Below are 21,630 nucleotides of genomic sequence, written 5' to 3'. Positions count from 1 at the left end.
CCCCGATTCTATCGCTCGATACCCTGACGGGTATCAGCCGTTCTCTCAGCCGGTTGTCATCACTCTCAGTCGCCGGACCGGCGCTCGAGGAACTCGTAGACTTCAGTCGTATCGACACCGGGGAACACGCCCGGCGGCAGCGCGGCCAGAAGTGAGGCGTGCATGCGCGCCGACGGCCACGAGGCGTCGGCCCACTTCTCCTCCAGCTCATCTGGAGCCTGGCGGCAGCAGCTCGGGTCCGGGCAGCGGGACTGCGAGCGCTTCGTCGTCTCGCGGCCATCGAACCAGCGCACATGCTGGAACGGCACTCCGAGGCTGACGGAGAAGTCGCCGGCGCCCGGCAGCACCCGGGCGGTGCACCAGTACGTGCCCTTCGGGGTGTCGGTGTACTGGAAGTACGGGCTGAACCGGTCGGAGACCGTGAACACCTGCCGGGAGGTGAACCGCTTGCACCCGTACTGGCCCTCGATCGCTCCGAGCGGATCGGTGGGAAACGGCAGCCCGTCGTTCGAGTAGGCCTTGTGGATGGTGCCCGACGAGTGCACCTTCATGAAGTGCACCGGCAGGCTCAGGTGCTCGGTGGCGAGGTTGGTGAACCGGTGGGCGGCGGTCTCGTAGCTTACGCCGAAGAAGTCGCGCAGCTCCTCCAGAGAAATCCGGCGATTCTTCTTCGCCTCGGTGAGGAACGGCACCGCGGCCGATTCCGGCAGCAGCAGTGCGGCTGACAGGTAGTTCGCCTCGACCCGCTGGGAGAGGAACTCGCCGTAGTCGTGCGGCGGTTGATGGCCGAGGATGTGCGAGGCGAGTGCGGTGAGCAGATAGGAGCGCGGGTCGTGCTCGGCCAAATCCTGATTCGACAGGTACAGCCGCTTGTTCTTCGTATCGGTCACCGACCGCGTCGACTTCGGCAGGTCCGAGACATAGTGCAGGCTGAAGCCCAGATGTTCGGCCAGTCGGGCGGCCTGCGCCTGCCGCAGCGGCCCATCGTCGTAGTCGATGACGTCGAGCAGCTCGGCCGCCGTCTGCTCCAGACCGGCGAAGTAGTTGTTCCTGGCGCGCATGTCCTCGCGCAGCCGCTTGTTCGCCCGCCTCGCTTCCTCCTGTGTGGCCGCGCGCCGGCGCACGAGCTGACTCAGCTGCCTCTGCAGACCGACGATTGCTTCCAGGGCATCCTGCGGCAGCGATTTCGCCCGCACCTGCGGCAGCTGCAGGGAGGTATAGAGCGGCGAGGACTGCGCGCGCTCCAGCTCCAGTTCCAGGGCGCTGCGCTCGTCGACCGGCTCCGGGTCGAGCAGCGCATCGGTCGTCGTGTCGAGCGCCTTGGCCAGGGCGGACAGCATCGACAGCGAGGGCTCGCGCTTGCCGTTCTCGATCGTCGAGATCTGCGAGGCCGCGCGGTCGACCCGACGGCCGAGCTCATCGAGCGTGAGCTTCTTGCGCCGCCGGTAGTGCCGGACCTTCTGCCCGATGCTCAGCGCGTCGGCCCCGGCCTGGTGCTCACCGGAGACGCCCGCGCCCGAGGCGGTGGCTGGGGTGCGTGAGGCGGCCCTCGCCTCGGTTTGGATGATGTTGCTCATGCTCTTCATTGTGACACACGGCACGAAAAAGCGTGCAGAAGACCAGAATTTCTAACCAGCAGAAGAATGATAAATCTTCTATCCATTTTCGATGGAAATCATGTGGTGCGGGGCACAAGACTGGGGAACACAACAGAAGAACCGGCCACCGCCTCGGCGGCGGCCACGACTGACAGAGAACCTCAGCGCCAAAGATCCGGCGCAGCTCGCAACAGGAGGACACCATGGCACAGGACAACCAGCAGAATCTGCACGACGTCGACGCGCTGCGCCGCGAATGGGCATCGAGCCCGCGCTGGCAGGGCATCGCCCGCGACTACAGCCCCGAGGACGTCGTCACGCTGCGCGGCTCGGTCATCGAAGAGCACACGCTCGCCCGGCGCGGTGCTGAGCGCCTGTGGGACCTGCTGCACAGCGAGGACTTCGTCAATGCCCTCGGTGCGCTGACCGGCAACCAGGCCGTCCAGCAGGTCAAAGCCGGCCTCAAGGCCATCTACCTCTCCGGCTGGCAGGTCGCCGCCGACGCCAACCTCGCCTCGCAGACCTACCCGGACCAGTCGATTTACCCGGCCAACTCGGTGCCGGCCGTCGTGCGCCGCATCAACAACGCGCTCATGCGCGCCGACCAGATCGAGCGCTCTGAAGGCATCTCCAGCGTCGAGGACTGGCTCGCCCCGATCGTCGCCGATGCCGAGGCAGGCTTCGGCGGTGCACTCAACGTCTACGAGCTCATGCGCGGCATGATCGCAGCCGGCGCCTCGGGCGTGCACTTCGAGGACCAGCTCGGCTCCGAGAAGAAGTGCGGCCACCTCGGCGGCAAGGTCCTCGTGCCGACCGCTCAGCACATCCGCACCCTCAATGCCGCCCGCCTGGCCGCCGACGTCGAGAACGTCCCGAGCCTCATCATCGCCCGCACCGATGCCGAGGCCGCCACCCTCATGACGACCGACATCGACGAGCGCGACCAGAAGTACCTCACCGGTGAGCGCTCGGCCGAGGGCTACTACAAGGTCACCAACGGCATCGAGCCCTGCATCGACCGCGGCCTGGCCTTCGCCCCGTACTCCGACCTGCTGTGGATGGAGACCTCCACCCCGGACCTCGAGGTCGCCAAGCGCTTCGCCGAGGCGATCAAGAGCGAGTACCCGGACCAGATGCTGGCCTACAACTGCTCGCCGTCCTTTAATTGGAAGGCACACCTCGACGAGGACACGATCGCGAAGTTCCAGCGCGAGCTCGGTGCGATGGGCTACAAGTTCCAGTTCATCACCCTGGCCGGATTCCACGCACTGAACTACTCGATGTTCGATCTGGCCCACGGCTACGCCCGCGAGCAGATGAAGGCCTACGTCGAGCTGCAGGAGCGCGAGTTCGGCAGCGAGGACCGCGGCTACACCGCCACCAAGCACCAGCGCGAGGTGGGCACCGGCTACTTCGACCTCGTCTCCACCGCCATCAACCCGGAGTCCTCGACCACCGCCCTGAAGGACTCCACCGAAGCCGCGCAGTTCTGATGCCCATCAGACGGTTCTGACCCCGCCAGAACTGCCGCGCCGCCGGCCGGGCCACCCCGGCCGGCGCACCCCACACTCGTTCGACCTCGGCCCTGACGTTATTAGGGGTTCCGTCAGGGCCGGGGTCGATCGGACCTAGGAGAGATTTCCCATGTCACACATGATGATCACCGGCCCCATGCAGCGCGGCTACGAAACTGTGCTGACCCGTGAGGCTCTCGACTTCGTCGCCGCGCTGCACGCGAACTTCTTCGCCCGCCGTCGTGAGATCCTCGCCGCCCGCGATGTGCGCCGGGCCGCGATCGACCACGGCCGGCTGCCGGACTTCAAGGACGAGACCCGCGAGATCCGTGAGGATCCCGGCTGGCAGGTCGCCGGCCACCGCGGCGCCCCTGGCCTCGAAGACCGCCGCGTCGAGATCACCGGACCGGTCTCGGCACCGATGGCGATCAACGCACTGAACTCCGATGCCAAAGTGTGGCTGGCCGATCTCGAAGATGCCACCAGCCCGACCTGGGACAACATCGTCACCGGCATCGGCAACCTCAGCCAGGCAGTCCGCGGCACCCTCGAATTCACCGATGAGGCCAAGGGCAAGCACTACGAAGTGACCAATCCGGCTCCGCCGACGATGGTCGTGCGACCCCGCGGCTGGCACCTGCCGGAGAAGCACCTGCGCTACGTCGACGACCACGGCACCGACACCTCGGCATCGGCCTCACTGGTCGACTTCGGTCTGTTCTTCTTCCACAACGCCCAGGCGCTCATCGATGCCGGGCGCGGACCCTACTTCTACCTGGCCAAGCTCGAGGCCGCCCGCGAGGCGAAGCTGTGGGACGACGTGTTCAGCTTCGCTGAGGACTACCTCGGGCTCAGCCACGGCACGATCCGAGCGACCGTGCTCATCGAGACGATCACGGCTGCCTTCCAGATGGAGGAGATCCTCTACGAGCTGCGCGACCACTGCGCCGGACTCAACGCCGGCCGCTGGGACTACATCTTCTCGATGATCAAGAGCTTCCGCAGCCACCGCGAGTTCGTGCTGCCGGATCGGTCGCAGGTGTCGATGACAGTGCCGTTCATGCGGGCCTACACCGAGCACCTCATCAAGGTCTGCCACAAGCGCGGGGCGCATGCGATCGGCGGAATGAGCGCGTTCATCCCCAACCGCCGCCAGCCGGAGGTCACGGAGAACGCCTTCGCCCAGGTGAAAGCCGACAAGGACCGCGAGGCCGCTGACGGATTCGACGGCTCGTGGGTCGCGCACCCCGACCTCATCCCGATCGCCAGGGAGTCCTTCGACGCGGTGCTCGGCGACAAGCCCAACCAGCTCGACCGGCAGCGCGACGACGTCGAGACCACCGCAGCAGACCTGCTGTCGATGGAGGGCCTCGACGCCCAGCCGACTGAAGCCGGCGTGCGCGCCAACATCCGGGTCGGGCTCGGCTACCTCAACGCCTGGCTCTCTGGCACCGGGGCGGCAGCGCTGAACAACCTCATGGAGGATGCCGCGACCGCTGAGATCTCCCGCTCGCAGATCTGGCAGTGGATCCACCACGGCGTCATCCTCGAAGACGGCCGCCCTGTCACCCGCCGGCTCGTCGAGCGGATCATGGCCGAGGAGCTCGCAACGATCCGCCGCCACCCGGCTGACCACTACTGCGATGCCGTGCAGATCCTCCGCGAGACCGCACTCGACGACGACCTGCCCGACTTCCTCACGACACCGGCCTACAAGCAGTTCCTCGTCCACCGCCACGCCCGGGAGTACGGGGCGCTGGCCGCATAACTGAGATGAACCGCCGGAGGATCTGACCCTCCGGCCCTGCAGACAACAGCTGCCGCACCGTGCGAGCCGGTGCGGCAGCTGTTCTGCGTCCAGCAGCTGGTGAGTGCGTGCCGGCAGCGCGCGGCAGGGTGCGTGCCCGCAGCGCGCGACAGGCCGCTCAGTTGCCGGAGACTCCCGGCTTCCAATAGCCCATGAACGAGCACTGCCGCTTGTCGAAGCCGTGGTCGTTGAGCAGGATCCGCCGCACCTGCTTGACCGTCGGTGCGTCGGCGGCTACCCACGTATACAGCGCGCCGGCAGCCTCGGCTTCCTCCCACAGCAGTGCCTCGCCGCTGTCAGGTTCGGTCTCGCCCGTTCCCGAGGCGGGAGTCGCCATCCGTGCATCCCCAGCCGCCGCATCCGGCCCAGCCCCCGCCTCGGCGCCGGCTGCGGAGTGTGCTGCGGCCCAAGCCGCGACGGCTGCGCACAGCTGTTCCCCGCGCGCGGCTGTCGGCGCGCCGGATTCTGCGAGGCGCGGCAGCCAGGTGATGACATCGTCAGCCCGGCAGTCGAGATCGAGGATGTCGGCTGAGGTGGGCACCTCGATGAAGGCCCGCAGGCGAGCCGGACTGCCGTCGCGCTGTTCGCAGGCGTTGGCGATCGCCGGGACGGCAGTCTCATCGCCGATGAGGACGATCTGCTCGGCAGCACCGGGCCGATAAGCCACGCCGCTCGTGTCATGGCCCGGCACTCGCGCGTCGGGGCCGACGAGGATGACCTCCTGCCCCAACGCCGCGGTGAGGGCGAAGCGGCTGGCGGGACTGGAGGTGCCGTGGGTGACGAAGTCGACGACGACCCGGCCGGCGGCCTGGTCGACTGCCCGCACCGTATAGGTGCGTATCTGCGGGCGGTCCTCCGCCGGCTGCTCACGCCACCAGGTCAGCCAGTCGGGCGCGGCCAGTGCTGCGGCACGCTGACGGTCATCGGCGAGAACGAGCTTCATCCGCTGGTCGAGGCGGGTGCCGCCGAAGGCCCGGAGCGCATCGCCGGCGAAGGTCAGCCGGGTGAAGTGCGGGCTGAGCTGGGTGCGTTCGACGAGTGCGGCAGGGAATGCCGTGTAGGGGTTCTGGGAGCGGTCGGCAGTGGTCATGAGCGGCGCATCCTCCATAGGAGCCAGATGAAGTAGGGACAGCCGATGACAGCAGTGATGAGGCCGGCCGGGATCTGCGACGGGGCGATGACGGTCCGGCCGATGGCATCGGCGATGGTGAGCAGCAGTGCGCCGAGCAGCCCGGCCAGCGGCAGCAGGTAACGGTGGGTGCGCCCGATGAGCAGGCGCGCGGCGTGCGGTGCGACGAGGCCGAGGAAGGCGATCGTGCCGACGCTGATCGTGGCCGCGGCGACGAGGACGAGGGCGCAGGCGACGAGGACGCTGCGGGTGCGTCCGACGTGCACACCGAGCACCTGCGGGGTGGTGTCGTCCATCTGGACGAGGTCGAGGTCGCGGGAGACGGCGGCGAGCACGGAGCCGGTGACGACGATGGCGATGATCATCGGCAGGCACTCGACGGCGGTGGCGCCGTAGGTCGAGCCGGCCAGCCACGTCATCGCCTTCGTCTGATTCCACGGATCGGTTTGCACGAGCATGAGGGTGGTGAGTGCGGTTGCGGCAGCGGAGATGCTGATTCCAGCGAGCACCATGCGGGCATGGTCGAGGCCGGTGCGCGCTGAGATGCCGAAGAGCACCAGACCCACCGCCGAGGCGCCGGTGAGCGCCGCGCACAGGATCGCCCAGAAGCTGGTGGTCCCGGTGATGACGATGACAGCGACCGCCCCAGTGGCTGCGGCGGCGGAGATGCCGAGCACGCCGGGGTCGGCGAGGGGATTGCGGGTGACGCCCTGCAGGATCGCACCGGCCAGTGCGAGGCTGAGCCCGCCGAGAACGGCAGCGAAGACACGCGGCACCCGGGTCTCCAGGATGATCTCGATGCGCACGCTGGCCTGGTGGGTCAGCCAGTTGACGACATCGCCGCCAAGCAGCATCGCATCGCCGACGAGCACCGAACCAGCGATCGCCGCCATCAGTAGGCCAGTGCAGATGGTGATGAGCAGGACGGGGTGGCGCAGACCGAATCCGGTGCCGGCGCGCATCGTGACAAGGGAATCGGAGTCGAAGCCGGAGCGGGCGGTGCAGGCGAGTGCGGCGAGGAAGACCGCGCCGATGATCGAGGTGACGACACCGGTGGGGACCGATACACCTTGCTGGGAGCCGAGCAGTGCGCGCATGAGGACATCGGCACCGATGACGAGGAAGGCGCCGAGCAGCGCGGAGACGACGATGAGGCTGCGCTGGCGGGTCAGGCCGGGGAAGAATCCCACGAGCAGGCGGGTCAGAGCCGGAGCACACAGGCCGACGAAGCCCACCGGGCCGGCGATCGTCACCGCCACCGCCGTGCACACGACGGCGATGACGAGGAACACCGCCTGCCAAGCCCGCACCCGCACGCCCAGGCTGGTCGCAGCGTCGTCGCCGAGCTGGAGCGCATCGAGGCGTCGGCCGAACAGCAGCAGCGCCGCAGTCGCGCAAGCCAGGACCGGCAGCAGGGTGGTGACCCCCTGGATGCCGGCCTGGCTGAGGCTGCCGGCCCCCCAGGCGAAGAGCCCCTGTGTCTGCCAGGGGAAGAACAGCAGCAGCATCGAGGTCACGGCTGCAAGGCCCAGGGCGATGACCGAGCCGGCCAGCACCATCCGGATCGGTGAGCTGTGCGGTCCGGTGGAGAGGCCGATGACGAGACCTGCGGCGAGCAGCCCTCCGGCGAACGCCACTCCGGCGCTGGAGATGAACGGCAGGCTGACGCCGAAGGCAGCGACGGCGGTGAGAGCGAAGTAGGCCCCGGCATTGACTCCGAGGGTATCGGGCGAGGCCAGGGAGTTGCGGGTGATCGACTGCAGGATCCCGCCGGAGAGCCCGAGGGCGGCACCAACGGCCAGCCCGGCGAACAGCCGCGGCAGCCGCGCATCGATGATGACCGCGCTCGCCTCAGCCGTGGAGCCGGTGAGGGTGCCGGTGAGCGCCTGCCACACCTCGGCCGGACTCAGCTCCGATGTGCCCTGCAGGAGATGGAGCAGGCTCAGCAGCGCCAGCAGCACCGCGACCGGCGTGGTCAGCAGCCCGAGGCGCAGCGCGCGCCGCGACCGGACTGCCCGCGGCGCTCGAGCCGCAGCCCCGGCGTCCATTCCGACCTCCATTCCGGCCCCCATGCCGGCGTCTGCTCCAGCCCCAGCCCCCGCCGGCGCGGCCGACCGACCTGCTGCCGGCGCGGCCGCCCGGCCTGCTGTCGTTGTGTGAATCGTCATGATCGTGTGATGCCTGTCGTCCGTCAGCTCTGTGTCTCAGCCCTCGGTTGCCCGCCGCGTCACTGCTTGGCGACGATGCCGGCGACCTCGTCGGCGAAGGCTCCGAGCGAGGCGGTGCCGCCGTAGAGCCAGATGCCGGACCCAGCCGGTGCGACGCGATCTGCGGTGACGAACGGCAGTCCGGTCCACACCGCGTTCTTCTTCAGGGTCTCCATCGGGTCGCCTTCGTCTTCGTCGACCCAGTACAGGAAGTGCGTGTCGTCCGGCAGCGTGCGCAGGCCCTCGACGTCGGTGGTCGTCAGTCCGTAGGCCTCATCGCCCTTCTCGGTCGAGGCGTCTGTCAGGCCGATCGCCCGGCCCACCTCTGAGGGCGCCGATCCGGGGCCGTGGAGCCGGAAAGTCATCGAGTTCGCCTCGTTGTACGGGTAGGCGAAGACCATCGGGTGGCCGGTCTTGCCGGCCTTCTCGACACTCTCCTTCGCCTTCTGCAGGGCGGCGTCGAAGTCCTGATCGAGCTCATCCGCCTCGGCTTCTCTGCCCAGCAGTGTGGCGACATCGTGCTGGTTCTTCTTGACGAGGTCGAACAGGCCATCGGCGGTCGCGGAGTTGAACACGGCGACCGGCGCGATGCGCTCCATCTGCTTCATCGCATCCTCGGGGATCGAGGAGGTGTCGGCGAGGATGAGATCGGGTGCGAGGTCGGCGATCGCGTCGATGCTCGGCTCGGTGCGCATCCCGACGTCGACCGGGTCCCCGGACAGCGGCACGCGCGCTGACCACACCCCGTAGCCCTTCGGGTCGGCCACGCCGACCGGGTCGACGCCGAGGGACACGGCGTATTCGGTGACGGACCATTCGAGGGTGACGACCTTCTGCGCGGGTGCGTCGAGGGAGACGGTGGTGCCGCGGGCGTCGGTGATCGAGACCGGATCGCCGGTGGCGGCAGTCGGATCGCCGGCCGGCGCGTCGGTCGTGCCGCAGCCGGTGAGGGCGAGGGCGCTGATGAGGGCCGCAAGCCCGAGTGTGCGCAGTTTCATGCTGTTCCTTCTGATGAGGGTTCCCGCCAGCGGAGCTGCCGGCAGGTGGGTGCGGTCGAGGAGTGAGGGTGCCGGTTGCGGCGCCGAGGTCGCAGCGCCGGTGGCATGCGGGCCGGCGCCGAGGCGGTGCTTCCTGGCGCGGCCGTATGTGTGCCGATGCCCCGCCCAGGGCACAGGCGCAGGTGGCGTTTCGGTTTCAGGCCGAGGCGGCGATGGACGGGCCGGCGATCGGATCAGCGGCTCTGTGTGCAGCGGCGCTGTGATCAGCGATGCAGGGCCGCCCAGGATCGAGATCCGTGGCACTGGGCCGGGCTGCGCCGCTGCGCCGGGGCGGGCGGGGACGCACCTCGATGCGCTCGGATGCGCGGCTGTAGTCGGTGGTGATGTCGATGCCGTAGACGGTGCTGAGCACCTGACCGTCGAGCACCTCGGCCGGAGTGCCTGCGGCGGCGATGCGCCCGGCGGAGAGCAGGACGATGCGGTCGGCGACGGCGGCGGCGTGGTTGAGATCGTGAAGCACCACGCCGATGCACACGCCGTGATCGTGGGCGAGGCTGTGGAGGAGTTCGAGGAGTTCGACCTGATACTTCAGGTCGAGGTGGTTGGTCGGTTCGTCTAGGAGCAGCACCTCGGTGTTCTGCGCCAGGCAGGAGGCGAGCCACACGCGCTGAAGCTGGCCGCCGGAGAGCTCGTCGACGGGGGAGTCGGCGACGGCGGTGACGCCGGTGAGCGCCATGGCGCGCTCAACGACGGCGGCACCATCAGGATCACCGGTGCGGATCCGGCCCTGGTGCGGGTGCCGGCCGAGGGCGACGGCTGCGCGCACCGGCAGTCCCTGAGGGACCGGCCGGGACTGCGCAAGCATCGTGAGTCGGCGGGCGAGCTGGCGGGAGGGAAGAGCGGCAGCATCGGTGCCGTCGGAGAACGTCACGCTGCCAGCCGACAACGGCTGCAGTCGGGCGAGTCCGCGCATGAGTGTGGACTTCCCCGAGCCGTTGGGTCCGACGAGGGCGGTGACCCGGCCCGGCTGCAGTTCGAGGCTGACATCGGTGACGACGTCGCCGCGGGAGTAGCCGATCCGCAGCTGTGTGCCGTGCAGGCCGGAATGCGTCGAAGATGGTTTCACGTTAGTAAGTTAGGCCTTACTAACGAAAGCGGTCAATTGCTGTTCAGGCGCTGTCCCGTCCTGCGGACGACTGCGCCCCGACGGCGCTCAGGCGCGGGCGACCTCGTGAGCGGCTTCGAGACGCGAGTTCTCCAGCACCGGGATCCGCGCCCGGATCTCAGCGACGGAGTCGGTGTCGAGTTCGGCGACGAGCAGCTCGGTGTCCTCCCCGGCGGCGGCGAGCACGCTGCCATCCGGTGCGCTGATGAAGGAGTGGCCGACGCCGGTCGGAGCCTTCGGGTGCACCTCGACGCCGGTGACCTGCGGATCCGCCTGATCGCAGGCGAGGACGAAACTCGTCGAGTCGAGCGCCCGCGCCCGCCCGAGCAGCTGCCACTGCTCGACTTTGCCCTCACCAGCACCCCACGACGCGGAGGAGACGATCACCTCGGCCCCGGAGCGCGCCAGGGCGGTGAAGAGGGCTGGGAAGCGGATGTCGTAGCAGATCGTCAGCCCGACGGTGACGCCGTCGATGTCCACCGCGGCGAGTGTCTCGCCCGGGGTGACATCATCGGATTCGCGGTGTCCGAAGGCGTCGAAGAGGTGGATCTTGTCATAGTGCGCCTCGACTCGCGCCCCGGTGGAGTCGACACCGGTGAGGAAGAGGGTGTTGATGACGCGCTCGCCGGTGCCGGGCCGGAACATGCCGACCGCGGCCACCAGTCCGGCCTCAGCGGTGAGCTCGCGCAGCCGCTGCGCGAAGGGCCCGTCGAGCTCCTCGGCGTTGGCTTCGAGGTTCGCGCCGAAGGGCACCATCGTCGCCTCCGGGAAGATGACGAGCCGCACGTGCTGAGCTGCCGCATCCTGCAGCTTCTCGGCGATGAGCGCGAGGTTGGCGTCTTTGTCCGGGGTGGTGTTGATCTGAGCGATGGCAACCTTCATTGCGGCTCCTCTTCGGTGGATCTGGGTGCGGATGTGTTCGGTGGACCTGGGTGCGGATGCGGTGCAGGGCTCAGCAGAGCATGTATGACTGCCAGGCTAGGCTGAACAATCCGGTGATTCCAGTGGGGCCCGCTGGGCGGTCGGCGGCACAGGAACGTCGCCGGGTGGTTGTGCTCGCAGACCTGAGTATGCAAGTCACCTCTGTGGCGAAGTCCTCTCGGGCCACGGGTCGTGGGAACCCGACGGCCTGTTCCTGTGGGCAGGCGCCCCGACGCATATACTGAAGCTATGACGATCCTCATCGGTTACCTGCCCGCGCCGGAAGGCGAGGCCGCCCTCGAAACCGCGTTCGCAGAAGCGAAGCTGCGCAACACTGACGTCGTCGTCCTCAACTCGCCGCGGCGCGGAACCACGGACAGCATCACCCAGATCCAGCAGGAGGACGCCGAGCGCATCCTCGCCCAGGCTTCTGAGCACGGCGTCACCGCTCGCGTCGAACAGCCTGCCCACGAAGACGATCTCGTCCAGACCCTGAACGAATGGGCCGAACAGGAAGACGCCGACCTCATCGTCATCGGCCTGCGCAAGCGCAGCGCGATCGGCAAGTTCATCCTCGGCTCGCAGGCCCAGCGCATCCTGCTCGAAGCCGATGTGCCGGTGCTGACCGTCAAGGCCTGAGCCAGCACGCTACCTGACTCAGCCGCCGCTGGGCTGCCAGTCGCTGCCTGTCGACGACGGCGCCGGTGTCGCCGGGTCATCGAAATCGGCGCCTGGGCTGTTGAGGAAGAAGAGTGTCGCGATCGTGACGCCGAGGACGATGAGGGCTACGACGGCAGCGACGAGGCCGATGAGGCAGCCGCAGCCGCGGTTGCCGCGGCGCCGGTCGTGGGTGTAGCCGCCGTAGGGATAGAAGCTCATGACCCCATTGTGCCCACTCGCAGGCGTGCGCGCTCAGCTGCCGCAGCACCCACCTGACTCACCCGCCGCTGGGCTGCCAGTCGTCGCCCGTCGACGACGGCGCAGGTGTCGTTGGGCCGGTTCCGGAGGAACCGTCGTGCGTCATCGCCGTGATGAACACGATGACGGCAATCGTGATCGCGAAGATGAAGGCGATCCCCAGCATGACGATCGCACAGCCGCAGCCGTGCATGCCGCGCCGCCGACGATAGGGACCATGCCCCTGGGGATAGAAGCTCATGCTCCCATTGTGTCCAGCTCAGTACCGATCCGCGGCACTCGGCGTGTGCCAGTCCTGCGACAGCCGTGAGGCCAGCAGCTCAGCCAAGTGCACACCCTTGCGCTCGCTCAGATCGCTGATCTGCGTCCGGCACGAATAACCGTCGGCCAGCACCACTGTCTCCGGCTCGGCCGTCCGCACCGCCGGCAGCAGGGCGACCTCGCCGACGGCCTCGGAGACCTCGTAGTGGCCCTCGGTGACCCCGAAGTTCCCGGCCAGCCCACAGCAGCCCCCGAGCACCTCGACGTCCATCCCGGCCCGGGTCATGAGCTCGCGGTCGGCGGCGAATCCCATGACCGCGCTGTGATGGCAGTGCGGCTGCACCACAGCCGAGACCCCGGTCAGGTCGGGCAGCTCGGCGCCGGAATCGAGCAAGAACTCCGCCAGCGTGCGCACCCGCCCGGCCACCCGCGCGGCGGCCTCGGTGCCGAGCAGCCGCTCGGCGTCCTCACGCAGGGTGGCAGCACACGAGGGTTCGACGACGATGATCGGCACGCCGGTCTCGCCTGCATCCGTGCCCGAGGCGGTGGGCGCGGTGGCATCGAGAGCAGCGACGGCAGACGTGAGGCTGGCACGGGCGGTATCAAGCTGACCGGTGGAGATCCACGTCAGCCCGCAGCATTCGGTGCTCGGGATGACGTGCACGTCGACACCTGCGTGGCGCAGCACCTCGACGGCGGCAGCGAGCACCCTCGGGGCGAAGAAGTTCGACCACGTATCGGCGAACAGCACCACCCGCTGCGGGGCACCCTGATCCACCGCTGGCATCACCCGCTCGACCCCGGCACGCTGGGCGAACCAGCGGGTGAACGGCAGGGATGTGAACGTCGGGATCTGCCGGCGCACATCGATGTTCGCGGCCTTCTTCGCCCACCGGCCGAGTGCCGGCAGTCGCTGCGGCAGGTTCGCGATGCCGGCGATCGGGGCGGCCAGGCGGGCGAGCTTCGGCAGCCAGCCGAGCACATAGTGATCCATCGGCCGGAGCCTGCCGCGATAGCTCTGATGCAGCACCTCGGCCTTGTAGGTCGCCATATCGGTGCCGGTCGGGCACTCCGAACCGCAGGCCTTGCACGACAGGCACAGGTCGAGCGCCTCATGCACCTCCGGGGACTGCCAGCCGCCGTCGACGAGCCGCCCGTCGACCATCTCCTGCAGCACGCGGGCGCGTCCACGGGTCGAGTGCTTCTCGTCCTTCGTCGCCTGATACGACGGGCACATGACCGCTCCCGAGGCGGCGGCATCGGCTCGGCATTTGCCCACCCCGGTGCAGCGGTGGACGGCAGTGGCGAAGTCGCCTTTGTCCGAGGCGAAGGAGAAGCCGAGCTCCCGGCGGGCCGGCGGCATGTCCCCGGGCCGGACGGTGGCCAAGCGGATGCGCTCATCGAGCGGATCGGGATCGACGATGATGCCGGGATTCAACAGCCCGCGCGGGTCGAAGAGATGCTTGACGGCGGCGAAGAGCGCGATCGCCTCGGGGGAGTACATGCTCGCCAGCAGCTCACCGCGGGCGCGGCCGTCACCGTGCTCACCGGAGACCGAACCGCCATAGGCGGCCACGAGCTCGGCGGCAGCGAACATGAAGTCGCGCATCACTTGCCGCCCACCGTCGGCATCAAGCGGGAAGTCCACGCGCATGTGCAGGCAGCCATCACCGAAGTGCCCATAGGGCAGCGCCCACAGGCCGTGCTCCTCAAGCAGGCTCATGAGATCGCGCAGATAGTCACCCAGCTTCTCCGGTGGGACCGCGGAGTCCTCCCACCCGGCATGGCAGTCCCGCCCATCCGGAGTGCGCGAGACCAGGCCGGCGCCATCAGCGCGGATCTTCCAGACCGGGCCCGACTCCTCCCCGGGCAGCACCATCGCATCATCGGCATGGGAGGCATTGATGAGCTCAGCGGCCTGCCGCTCCAGTGCTGCGGGATCGTCACCGGCGAGCTCGACGAGCATCCAGCCGCCACCGGCAGGCATCGGCGGGACGGCATCCGGGCCCTTCTCCTCGATGAGCCGGTCGACCATCCGCCGGTCCATCCCCTCGCAGGCGGTGACCGGGAACTGCGAGAGCACCGGCACATCATCAGCAGCCGTGGGCATATCCGCATAGCCGAGCACCACAGCAGTGACATGCGCCGGGTCAGCCACCAGCTGCATCTTCGCAGCCAGCACCACACCCCAGGTGCCCTCGGAACCGGCGAAGGCCCGCCGGGCATCACAGCCGTTCTCCGGCAGCAGGTGCTCGAGCCCATACCCGGAGACCTGCCGGGAGAAGGTGCCCAGCTGTGTGCGGATGAGCCCGAGGTGGTTATTCACCAGCTGTCGCAGGCGCGGGAAGACGTCCCCGTCATCACCGGTGAGCGTGACGACCGAACCATCGATGAGCATGACACGCAGCGCAAGGATGTTGTCGACGGTGCGCCCATAGCCCATCGCCCGCGGCCCGCAGGCGTTGTTGCCGATCATCCCACCGATCGTGCACCGCGAATGCGTCGAGGGATCCGGGCCGAACCGCAGCCCGTAGGGCTTGACCGCCGCCTGCAGCTGGGCATGCACCACCCCTGGCTCCACCCAGGCAGAGCGCTCCTGGGCATCGATGCCCAAGATTCGGTTCATGTGCACAGAGAAGTCCAGTACGATGCCCGGCCCGATCGCGTTGCCCGCCAGCGTCGTCCCGGCCCCACGCGAGGTGACCGGCACCCCGAGTCGCCGTGCGACACTCAGCGTCCGACCCACCTCGGCGGCGGTGCGCGGGAAGACCACAGCAGCCGGAACCACACGGAAGAGCGAACCATCAGAGGAGTACGCGGCCCGTTCGACGGCCGCGGTGCGCACATCGGCGATGCCCGCCGCGCGCAGGGCGGTGCCGACCTCGTTCACGCGCGCGGCAGACGCCTCGGAATCAGTGGTTTCGCGGGAGAGTGCAGCGGCAGGTGCGTCGGCGTCCATGGCCTCATTGTGCCAGGCGGCAGCGGGCCCGGCTTGGAATCTGCATGATGGATGCGTCTGCTGTCGATTCCGGGCGGCACCGAACGTCCCGTCTGGCTGAGTGGCACCGACCTCCCAGTCTGGTTATACTTTGTGTCTCAGACTGTTCCGATGTCGCCTCGGGCCGTAGCCGGGCGGACGAACAGCAACACGCGCGGGTTCCCTCCCGCAGGCCGGGCTCTGCTCCCCGACGGGCAGCTGGCGGTCGACGATGCAGCACTGAAGTGGGTAGATTTAGAAGCATGGCACGCCGACCCCGGGCACTGACGGCCGAACAGAAGGCCGTCGTTCAGGCAGTACGCCGGATTGCAAAGCAGCGCCAACGTGTGAATTCCAACTACGTATCGGCGATCCTCAGAGCCCGGGACGAGGGCGTCACCTACGCGGCGATCGCTGAGGCGGCCGGTACCTCCTCCCAGGCGGTCCAGGAGATCATCCGGCGGCACTCCGCCCGCCAGGCCGTACACCCCTCCAGCCTCTCCTCTGCCGGCGACATCGCAGCCGTCACCAGCCCCAAAGTGGAAGACGGCAAGGACAACCTCAACGGACCCACCCTGCTGTGAGGCGCTACGGTGGAGGCGTGGACTCCGCCGATCTCCTCGCAGACCCCCTGCTCGCCCTCTGCCGCGACGCCGCCCACATCGCCACCGCCCGGATGCGGCACTGGCGTCAGGAGCTGAGCGCAGCCGACGTCGAGGCCAAGGGCGACCGCAACAACCTCGTCACCGCCGCCGACGCTGAGATCGAGGCACTCGTGCGCTGGTACCTGGCCTCCCGGCGTCCCGGTGACGCGATGACCGGCGAGGAGAACGCCGCCGCGCTGTCCGTGACCGAGGTGGCAGGCGGTGAGCAGATCGCCGCCGGACTGGGCGTCCCACCGGCCGCCGGCGCTGCCGCCGGAGATCAGCCGCTGGACTGGCATGTCGACCCGATCGACGGGACCGTGAACTTCGTGCGCGGCATCGAAGATTACGCCTTCTCCATCGGGGTCCGAACCCCCGACCCAGGCGACCTCGACGCGACCGGTCCGGACACCTGGCTCGCCGGCCTCGTCGCCGCCCCGGAGCTCGGCAAGGTCTTCCTCGCCCGCCGCGGTCAGGGCGCGTGGATGTTCGAAGGCCAGGTCAGCGACCTGCAACCAGTCAGCGATGACTCCGGTGGTCAGCCCGGCCCCGAGGTGCCGCTCACCCGTCTGCAGGGTCGCAACCCTGGCCAGCGCGGCCGGCTCGTGGCCACCGGCTTCGGTTACGCGCGCGCCCAGCGCGATGAGCAGTTCGCGGTGCTGCCCGAGGTCATGGAGGGCTTCGACGACATGCGCCGGGCAGGCTCTGCTGCGATCGACCTGTGCCAGGCCGCAGCGGGCCGAGTCGATGTCTACTATGAGCGCCGGCTGGGCCTGTACGACTACGCCGCCGGCGCCCTCATCGCCGAAGAGGCCGGCCTGCACGTCCGCAGGCCCTCCCACCACCACGGCACCGGTGATGGCAGCGACCTGTGCATCGCCGCCGGCTCGCTCGAGGACGTCGAGCGGATCGAGGCGATCCACCGCCAGCAGCGCACCGGTCAGCCCTGAGAACCGGTGCGCCCTCACCGCCGCACACCCCGCCTGGAGTACCGTGAGCAGTGACGGCCGGCAGGCTCGCCTGCCCGGCCAGCCCTGACCGACGGACTCTGGAGACCCGTGCCCACACTCCTCACCGGTGCCAATGTGCACACGCTCGACCCGGCCCATCCCCACGCCACCGGCGTCCTCATCGATGCAGGACGCATCGCCGCTGTCGGTGACGATGCGCAGCTGCGCGCCACCACCTCGGGCGCGGACATCATCGACTGCCGAGGCCAGACCGTGCTGCCCGGCCTCGTCGACGCCCACATCCACGCCACGATGTACGCCGACTCACTCGCCGAGGTCGACTTGCGCCAGGTGCGCAGCCTGCCGGACGCCGTCGAGGCGGTGCGCACCCACGCCGAATCCCTGCCACCGGGCGTGTGGGTCACCGGCGGGCGCTGGGACTGCAACACCTGGGAGACCTCCGGCCAGCCCGACCGGGAGCTGCTCGATGCCGCCCTGCCGGATCGGCCGGTGGCGCTGTGGTCGATCGACTACCACACGCTGTGGTGCAACGGCGCGGCCCTGCGCGCGGCCGGGATCGACGAGCACACCCCGAGCCCGCGCGGCGGCGAGATCGTCCGCGACGCTGATGGGCAGGCGACCGGAATCCTGCGCGAGGACGCTGCGACGATCGTCGAACGCCTCGTGCCCGCCCCGCCGATCGAGATGCGCATGCAGCGGATGCGCGCAGCCCAGCAGCAGTGGCTGTCCGAGGGCCTGACCGGCATCCACGACATCGACGGGCAGATCTCCTCGGGCACCTGGGCGGCCCTGCGCGAACAGGGGATCGGTGCCGGCGGCGGCCAGCTCATGCGGGTGGTGAAGTACCTGCGCCTCGACGAACTCGACTGGGCCAAGGGGATCGCCTGGCGCACCGGCGACGGGGACGCGTGGTTCACCCGCGGTGGGCTCAAACTGTTCTCCGACGGGGCGCTGGGATCCCAGACCTCGTACATGTCGAGCCCGTATCCGGGCACCTGCGATCACTACGGCATGGAGATCGCCAGCGAGGATGTGCTGTGCGAGCAGATCACCGATGCGCTCATGTCCGGGCTGTCACTGGCCATCCACGCGATCGGCGATCAGGCCAACCACCACGTGCTCTCCGCCTTCGCCCGCACCCGTTCGATCTCCCGCGAGGCTGAGCGGATCTACTCACGGCGCCTGCGCCACCGCATCGAGCACGTCCAGTTCGTCCAGCCCGATGACATCGCCCGCTACGCCGAACTCGGCATCGTCGCCTCGATGCAGCCCAGGCACTGCATCTCCGATCTGCACCTGCTGGAGGCGCTCAGGCCCGATCCGCAGCTGGCCGCCTACGCCTGGGGTGAGATGGCCGCTGCCGGCGTGCCGGTGGCCTTCGGCTCCGATGGGCCGGTCGAGCCCTCCGACCCCTGGGCGGCGATCTACGCGGCGATGACCCGGGCCGACATCAGCGGTGATCCTTCCACGACCTTCCAGCCGCACCGGCGCATCAGCGCTTATGCCGCCATCGAAGCCCACACCGCCGGTGCCGCATATGCGGCCGGGCGGGAGAAGCAGTCCGGACGGATCATGTCGGGCATGGACGCCGACCTCATCGTCGTCGACACCGACCCGATCACCGGACACGCCGGCTCCGACGGCATGACCGGGACGTACGAGTCCGAGGAAGCGCTGTTCGAGCACGCCTGTGCGGTGCGCGATCTGCAGGTCGACCTCAGCATCGTCAACGGCGAGGTCGCCTTCGCCCGCTGAACCGCAGGCTCAGTCCCGCACCGGCACACCGGCGGCAGCGATCTCACCGGGCGTCGCGGTGGTGAAGAACCAGTCGCGGAAGTCCTCATCGGGCACGATCCGCTGCCGGTGCTCCAGCACGCCCTCGCCCACCAGATAGTAGGAGTACCCGTGCGGGGCCAGCAGCTTCTCGAGCTCGCGCGGCTGCGCGCGGGCCGGCAGCACCTCGCACAGGATCTCCGGGCGGTGGGCGGCCAGCAGCTGCTGGCCGAAGCCGAAGACAGTGTTCTCCGCGCCCTCGACATCGACCTTGAGCAGCACGCGATCCCCAGGACCGAACTGCTCAGCGAACCCATCGAGGCTGCGGCAGGACACCTCGGTCCCGGAGGAGAACTCCATGTCGACCGAGTAGAACGACGGCAGCGCCGACCCGCCGTCCCCGCACGGCACGCTGAGCACGACATCCGGGTCGCCGACCCCGATCCGGTGCAGGGCGATCTGCTGACCGAAGCCGTTGCGCTCGATGTTGGCCTGGCACGCATCGGCGACCGCGGGCACCATCTCGAAGGCGTGGATCTCCAGGTCAGCGTGGGCAGCAGCCAGGGCGAGGGAGAAGATGCCGGTATAGGCGCCGATGTCGAGGAACACCTCGGCGTCGGCCGCACGGGTGGCCATGAGGTCGAGGGCGAAGGCATCGGCAGCTGAGGTCCGGCGGCCGGCGCCCCAGTACATCTCCTTGGCGATCTCGCACCGATCGGGGCGCAGCAGCACGAACTCCGCCGCATCATCCGGTGCCCCGAGTGTCCGCACCCGGCCGGTCACCTCGGTCAGGTGGGCCGGCGCCGGCAGGCGGCCGATGGTGATGCCCGGCAGCCGGGTGGCCGGCCTGAGCAGCGGGTGGAGGAGCGGGCTGGCGAGCGCGCGCTTGGCCGCAGGCTTGAGACCGAACCACTGCTGGCGTCGGCCGAGGAACGTGCGCCGGTAGTCACCCATGGGTGTCAGCTCCTGGTGCTGGGGCCTGATCCTGCCAGTCTATCGACTCTCGGTCCCGGCGACAGGTGTCCGGTGGTCCCGGCGACAGGTGTGCCACCGCGCCCGAGGCGGAGACGGCGACAGCCTCCCGGCGCACCGTGGGTGCGGGGAGGCTGTCGATTCCGTTTGCTCACCTGAGGTGTTCAGGTGCCGGTGGGCTGATCAGGCGGTGGCGGAGCGCTTCCAGTTCGACCAGCCTTCGAAGCTGCCGTCGATCTCGATGACCTCGTAGCCGGCGCGGCGCAGCGCTTGTGCTGCGACCGTGTTGCGCATGCCGGACTGGCAGTAGCTCACGATCGTGCCGTCTGCAGGCAGCTCGTCGAGGTTCCACAGCAGGCGGCCGACATTCAGCTGCGCCGAACCGGGGATGTGGCCCTCGGCGTGCTCGGTCTTGTTGCGCACATCGAGCAGCAGGTCGTAGTCGGTGTGGTCGAGCTCGGCCGGGGAGATGACCTCCGGCTTGTAGTCGGCCAGCGTGTCCAGCGAGGTGATGTAGCCAGACACGTCGTCGATGCCGACGCGCACCAGGTGATCCCAGATGCGCTGAGCTTCAGCGGCGTCAGGTGCCAGCAGCACGATCGGCGTCGACTCCGCCTCGGGGTCATACGACCAGGCGCCGTAGGTCGCCGGCTTGTTCGCCGGGATGGCGAGCGCGCCCTTGACGGTGCCGTCGTGGATCTCATCGGGCGTCCGCGTGTCGGCGATGACGACCTTGCCTGCCTCGAAGTCCTTGGCGACCTGCGCGAGGTCGAGCTCGGTCAGCGGCTGGCGGCCGCCCATGACCTTCGGGCCGTCGCGGTTCTCCCGCTTCATCCGCCCGAAGTAGGCGTGCGCATCCGGCTGGCCGTCGAGCAGCTCGTCGATGAAGCCCTGCTCGTCGTCGTTCTTGACGTGCTTGGCCCACCAGGCGAAGGCCTTCTCGTAGCCGACCGTCGATGTCGGCACAGCGCCGAGCGCCTTGCCGCAGGCCGAGCCGGAGCCATGCGCCGGCATCACCTGGATGTAGTCCGGCAACGGCATGAACTTCTCCTTGAGGCTGCGGAAGAGGTCCTTTGCGCCCTGGAAGCGGGTGTCGACGCCGCCGGCTGCCTCGTCGAGCAGGTCGGGCCGGCCGAGGTCGCCGACGAAGACGAAGTCGCCGGAGATCAGGAAGCCGGGCTCATCTGTGAAGCCGCCGTCGGTGAGCAGGAAGCTCAGGTGCTCGGGGGTGTGGCCGGGGGTGTGGACGGCTTCGAGGGTGAGGTTGCCGACGGTGATGGTGTCACCGTCATTCAGGCGCTCGGCTTCGAAGCCGTACTGCCAGTCCTGGCCGCCTTCGCCGGAGACGTACATCTTCGCGCCGGTGGCCTCAGCCAGTTCGCGGGTGCCGGAGAGGTAGTCGGCGTGGATGTGGGTTTCGGTCACGGCCTTGATCGCCATGTTGTTCTTCGCGGCGTACTCCTGGAAGAACTCGACGTCGCGTCGGCCGTCGACGACGATTGCCTCGCCGGTGGCCTGACAGCCGATGAAGTAGGCGGCCTGCGCCAGGTCCTCGTCGTAGATCCGTTCGATGAGCATGTGTCCTCCTCGTCCGTCCCGCTGCGCGGGCCGGAGGTTGATCACGGTTTCGCTTTCCTGCGCCACAACAATGATACCCCTCGGGGTATTCCTGGATGCGCTGCGGAGGGGGCAGGGCCGTGCCTGCATGGCCGGTTGCTCTCAGTGTATCGGCGCTGGAGGGTAATGACCAGACATTTACGGCTCCTGGGCTGTCC

17 protein-coding genes are annotated in these 21,630 nt (G+C 68.8%); 6 read left to right on the top strand and 11 right to left on the bottom strand.

Annotated features, from left to right (window positions below; translation table 11 throughout):
* Positions 1 to 65: 65 nt before the first annotated feature.
* A complete protein-coding gene (locus tag B4E96_RS09275; RefSeq protein WP_286957307.1) occupies positions 66 to 1,577 on the bottom strand; it encodes a helix-turn-helix transcriptional regulator in 1,512 nt (503 codons plus the stop codon).
* 224 nt (positions 1,578 to 1,801) lie between these two features.
* Between B4E96_RS09275 and aceA the strand changes: the two genes are divergently transcribed.
* On the top strand, positions 1,802 to 3,091 hold the full coding sequence (gene aceA, locus B4E96_RS09270; protein WP_102162304.1) for an isocitrate lyase: 1,290 nt from the start codon (positions 1,802 to 1,804) through the stop codon (positions 3,089 to 3,091).
* 151 nt (positions 3,092 to 3,242) lie between these two features.
* Complete coding sequence (aceB, locus tag B4E96_RS09265; RefSeq protein WP_259844851.1) at positions 3,243 to 4,880, top strand: malate synthase A; 1,638 nt, start codon at positions 3,243 to 3,245, stop codon at positions 4,878 to 4,880.
* A gap of 157 nt (positions 4,881 to 5,037) precedes the next feature.
* On the opposite strand, the gene B4E96_RS09260 is transcribed toward aceB, so the two are convergent.
* The 5 genes from B4E96_RS09260 to B4E96_RS09240 all read right to left on the bottom strand — a co-directional run bounded on the left by B4E96_RS09260 (position 5,038) and on the right by B4E96_RS09240 (position 11,300).
* Entirely contained in the window at positions 5,038 to 6,009 is a 972-nt protein-coding gene (locus tag B4E96_RS09260; RefSeq protein WP_165884324.1) for a siderophore-interacting protein, read from the bottom strand.
* A complete protein-coding gene (locus tag B4E96_RS09255) occupies positions 6,006 to 8,216 on the bottom strand; it encodes an iron ABC transporter permease (protein ID WP_286957306.1) in 2,211 nt (736 codons plus the stop codon). The genes B4E96_RS09260 and B4E96_RS09255 overlap by 4 nt, the downstream gene beginning before the upstream one ends.
* Positions 8,217 to 8,275: 59 nt before the next feature.
* Positions 8,276 to 9,253, bottom strand: coding sequence for an iron-siderophore ABC transporter substrate-binding protein (locus B4E96_RS09250; RefSeq protein ID WP_286957305.1), 978 nt, complete (start codon positions 9,251 to 9,253; stop codon positions 8,276 to 8,278).
* Positions 9,254 to 9,449: 196 nt separating this feature from the next.
* A complete protein-coding gene (locus B4E96_RS09245) occupies positions 9,450 to 10,379 on the bottom strand; it encodes an ABC transporter ATP-binding protein (RefSeq protein WP_349680654.1) in 930 nt (309 codons plus the stop codon).
* 87 nt (positions 10,380 to 10,466) lie between these two features.
* Positions 10,467 to 11,300 (bottom strand): carbon-nitrogen hydrolase family protein, encoded by an 834-nt coding sequence (locus tag B4E96_RS09240; protein ID WP_259835058.1) that lies wholly within the window; start codon positions 11,298 to 11,300, stop codon positions 10,467 to 10,469.
* 288 nt (positions 11,301 to 11,588) lie between these two features.
* Between B4E96_RS09240 and B4E96_RS09235 the strand changes: the two genes are divergently transcribed.
* Positions 11,589 to 11,978: a universal stress protein gene (locus B4E96_RS09235; RefSeq protein ID WP_102162309.1), complete on the top strand. Its 390-nt coding sequence runs from the start codon at positions 11,589 to 11,591 to the stop codon at positions 11,976 to 11,978.
* An 18-nt stretch (positions 11,979 to 11,996) separates the two neighbouring features.
* Here the strand turns inward: B4E96_RS09235 and B4E96_RS09230 are convergent, their stop codons facing one another.
* From B4E96_RS09230 to B4E96_RS09220, 3 genes are read right to left on the bottom strand one after another with little or no spacing between them, the layout of a single operon-like run.
* Positions 11,997 to 12,218: a hypothetical protein gene (locus B4E96_RS09230; RefSeq protein WP_259835056.1), complete on the bottom strand. Its 222-nt coding sequence runs from the start codon at positions 12,216 to 12,218 to the stop codon at positions 11,997 to 11,999.
* 58 nt (positions 12,219 to 12,276) lie between these two features.
* The gene (locus B4E96_RS09225; RefSeq protein ID WP_259835054.1) at positions 12,277 to 12,498 is read right to left on the bottom strand and encodes a hypothetical protein; all 222 of its coding nucleotides are present in this window, start codon (positions 12,496 to 12,498) and stop codon (positions 12,277 to 12,279) included.
* A gap of 18 nt (positions 12,499 to 12,516) precedes the next feature.
* Positions 12,517 to 15,477: an FAD-binding and (Fe-S)-binding domain-containing protein gene (locus B4E96_RS09220; RefSeq protein WP_286957304.1), complete on the bottom strand. Its 2,961-nt coding sequence runs from the start codon at positions 15,475 to 15,477 to the stop codon at positions 12,517 to 12,519.
* Between the two features lie 281 nt (positions 15,478 to 15,758).
* Here B4E96_RS09220 and B4E96_RS09215 point away from each other — a divergent pair, with 281 nt between their 5' ends.
* From B4E96_RS09215 to B4E96_RS09205, 3 genes are all read left to right on the top strand, one after another.
* Positions 15,759 to 16,079, top strand: a complete 321-nt coding sequence (locus B4E96_RS09215; protein ID WP_286957303.1) for a hypothetical protein — start codon at positions 15,759 to 15,761, stop codon at positions 16,077 to 16,079.
* 17 nt (positions 16,080 to 16,096) lie between these two features.
* Positions 16,097 to 17,089 (top strand): inositol monophosphatase family protein, encoded by a 993-nt coding sequence (locus B4E96_RS09210; RefSeq protein WP_286957302.1) that lies wholly within the window; start codon positions 16,097 to 16,099, stop codon positions 17,087 to 17,089.
* Between the two features lie 108 nt (positions 17,090 to 17,197).
* A complete protein-coding gene (locus B4E96_RS09205; protein ID WP_286957301.1) occupies positions 17,198 to 18,865 on the top strand; it encodes an amidohydrolase in 1,668 nt (555 codons plus the stop codon).
* Between the two features lie 9 nt (positions 18,866 to 18,874).
* On the opposite strand, the gene B4E96_RS09200 is transcribed toward B4E96_RS09205, so the two are convergent.
* On the bottom strand, positions 18,875 to 19,837 hold the full coding sequence (locus tag B4E96_RS09200) for an FkbM family methyltransferase (RefSeq protein ID WP_286957300.1): 963 nt from the start codon (positions 19,835 to 19,837) through the stop codon (positions 18,875 to 18,877).
* A 201-nt stretch (positions 19,838 to 20,038) separates the two neighbouring features.
* Positions 20,039 to 21,433, bottom strand: a complete 1,395-nt coding sequence (locus B4E96_RS09195; protein WP_286957299.1) for an MBL fold metallo-hydrolase — start codon at positions 21,431 to 21,433, stop codon at positions 20,039 to 20,041.
* Positions 21,434 to 21,630: the final 197 nt, after the last annotated feature.

Source organism: Brevibacterium sp. UBA7493, assembly GCF_002479565.1.
GTDB classification, from domain to species: Bacteria; Actinomycetota; Actinomycetes; order Actinomycetales; family Brevibacteriaceae; genus Brevibacterium; species Brevibacterium luteolum.
The sequence above is the reverse complement of the archived record's forward strand: the minus strand, read 5'-3'. Positions and strand labels throughout refer to the sequence as shown.

Excerpts from the sequence above, each read along its gene's own strand:
- B4E96_RS09275 (WP_286957307.1), bottom strand. The coding sequence starts at position 1,577 with ATGAGCAACATCATCCAAACCGAGGCGAGGGCCGCCTCACGCACCCCA.
- aceA (WP_102162304.1), top strand. The coding sequence starts at position 1,802 with ATGGCACAGGACAACCAGCAGAATCTGCACGACGTCGACGCGCTGCGC.
- aceB (WP_259844851.1), top strand. The coding sequence starts at position 3,243 with ATGTCACACATGATGATCACCGGCCCCATGCAGCGCGGCTACGAAACT.
- B4E96_RS09260 (WP_165884324.1), bottom strand. The coding sequence starts at position 6,009 with ATGACCACTGCCGACCGCTCCCAGAACCCCTACACGGCATTCCCTGCC.
- B4E96_RS09255 (WP_286957306.1), bottom strand. The coding sequence starts at position 8,216 with ATGACGATTCACACAACGACAGCAGGCCGGGCGGCCGCGCCGGCAGCA.
- B4E96_RS09250 (WP_286957305.1), bottom strand. The coding sequence starts at position 9,253 with ATGAAACTGCGCACACTCGGGCTTGCGGCCCTCATCAGCGCCCTCGCC.
- B4E96_RS09240 (WP_259835058.1), bottom strand. The coding sequence starts at position 11,300 with ATGAAGGTTGCCATCGCTCAGATCAACACCACCCCGGACAAAGACGCC.
- B4E96_RS09235 (WP_102162309.1), top strand. The coding sequence starts at position 11,589 with ATGACGATCCTCATCGGTTACCTGCCCGCGCCGGAAGGCGAGGCCGCC.
- B4E96_RS09230 (WP_259835056.1), bottom strand. The coding sequence starts at position 12,218 with ATGAGCTTCTATCCCTACGGCGGCTACACCCACGACCGGCGCCGCGGC.
- B4E96_RS09225 (WP_259835054.1), bottom strand. The coding sequence starts at position 12,498 with ATGAGCTTCTATCCCCAGGGGCATGGTCCCTATCGTCGGCGGCGCGGC.
- B4E96_RS09220 (WP_286957304.1), bottom strand. The coding sequence starts at position 15,477 with ATGGACGCCGACGCACCTGCCGCTGCACTCTCCCGCGAAACCACTGAT.
- B4E96_RS09215 (WP_286957303.1), top strand. The coding sequence starts at position 15,759 with ATGGCACGCCGACCCCGGGCACTGACGGCCGAACAGAAGGCCGTCGTT.
- B4E96_RS09200 (WP_286957300.1), bottom strand. The coding sequence starts at position 19,837 with ATGGGTGACTACCGGCGCACGTTCCTCGGCCGACGCCAGCAGTGGTTC.
- B4E96_RS09195 (WP_286957299.1), bottom strand. The coding sequence starts at position 21,433 with ATGCTCATCGAACGGATCTACGACGAGGACCTGGCGCAGGCCGCCTAC.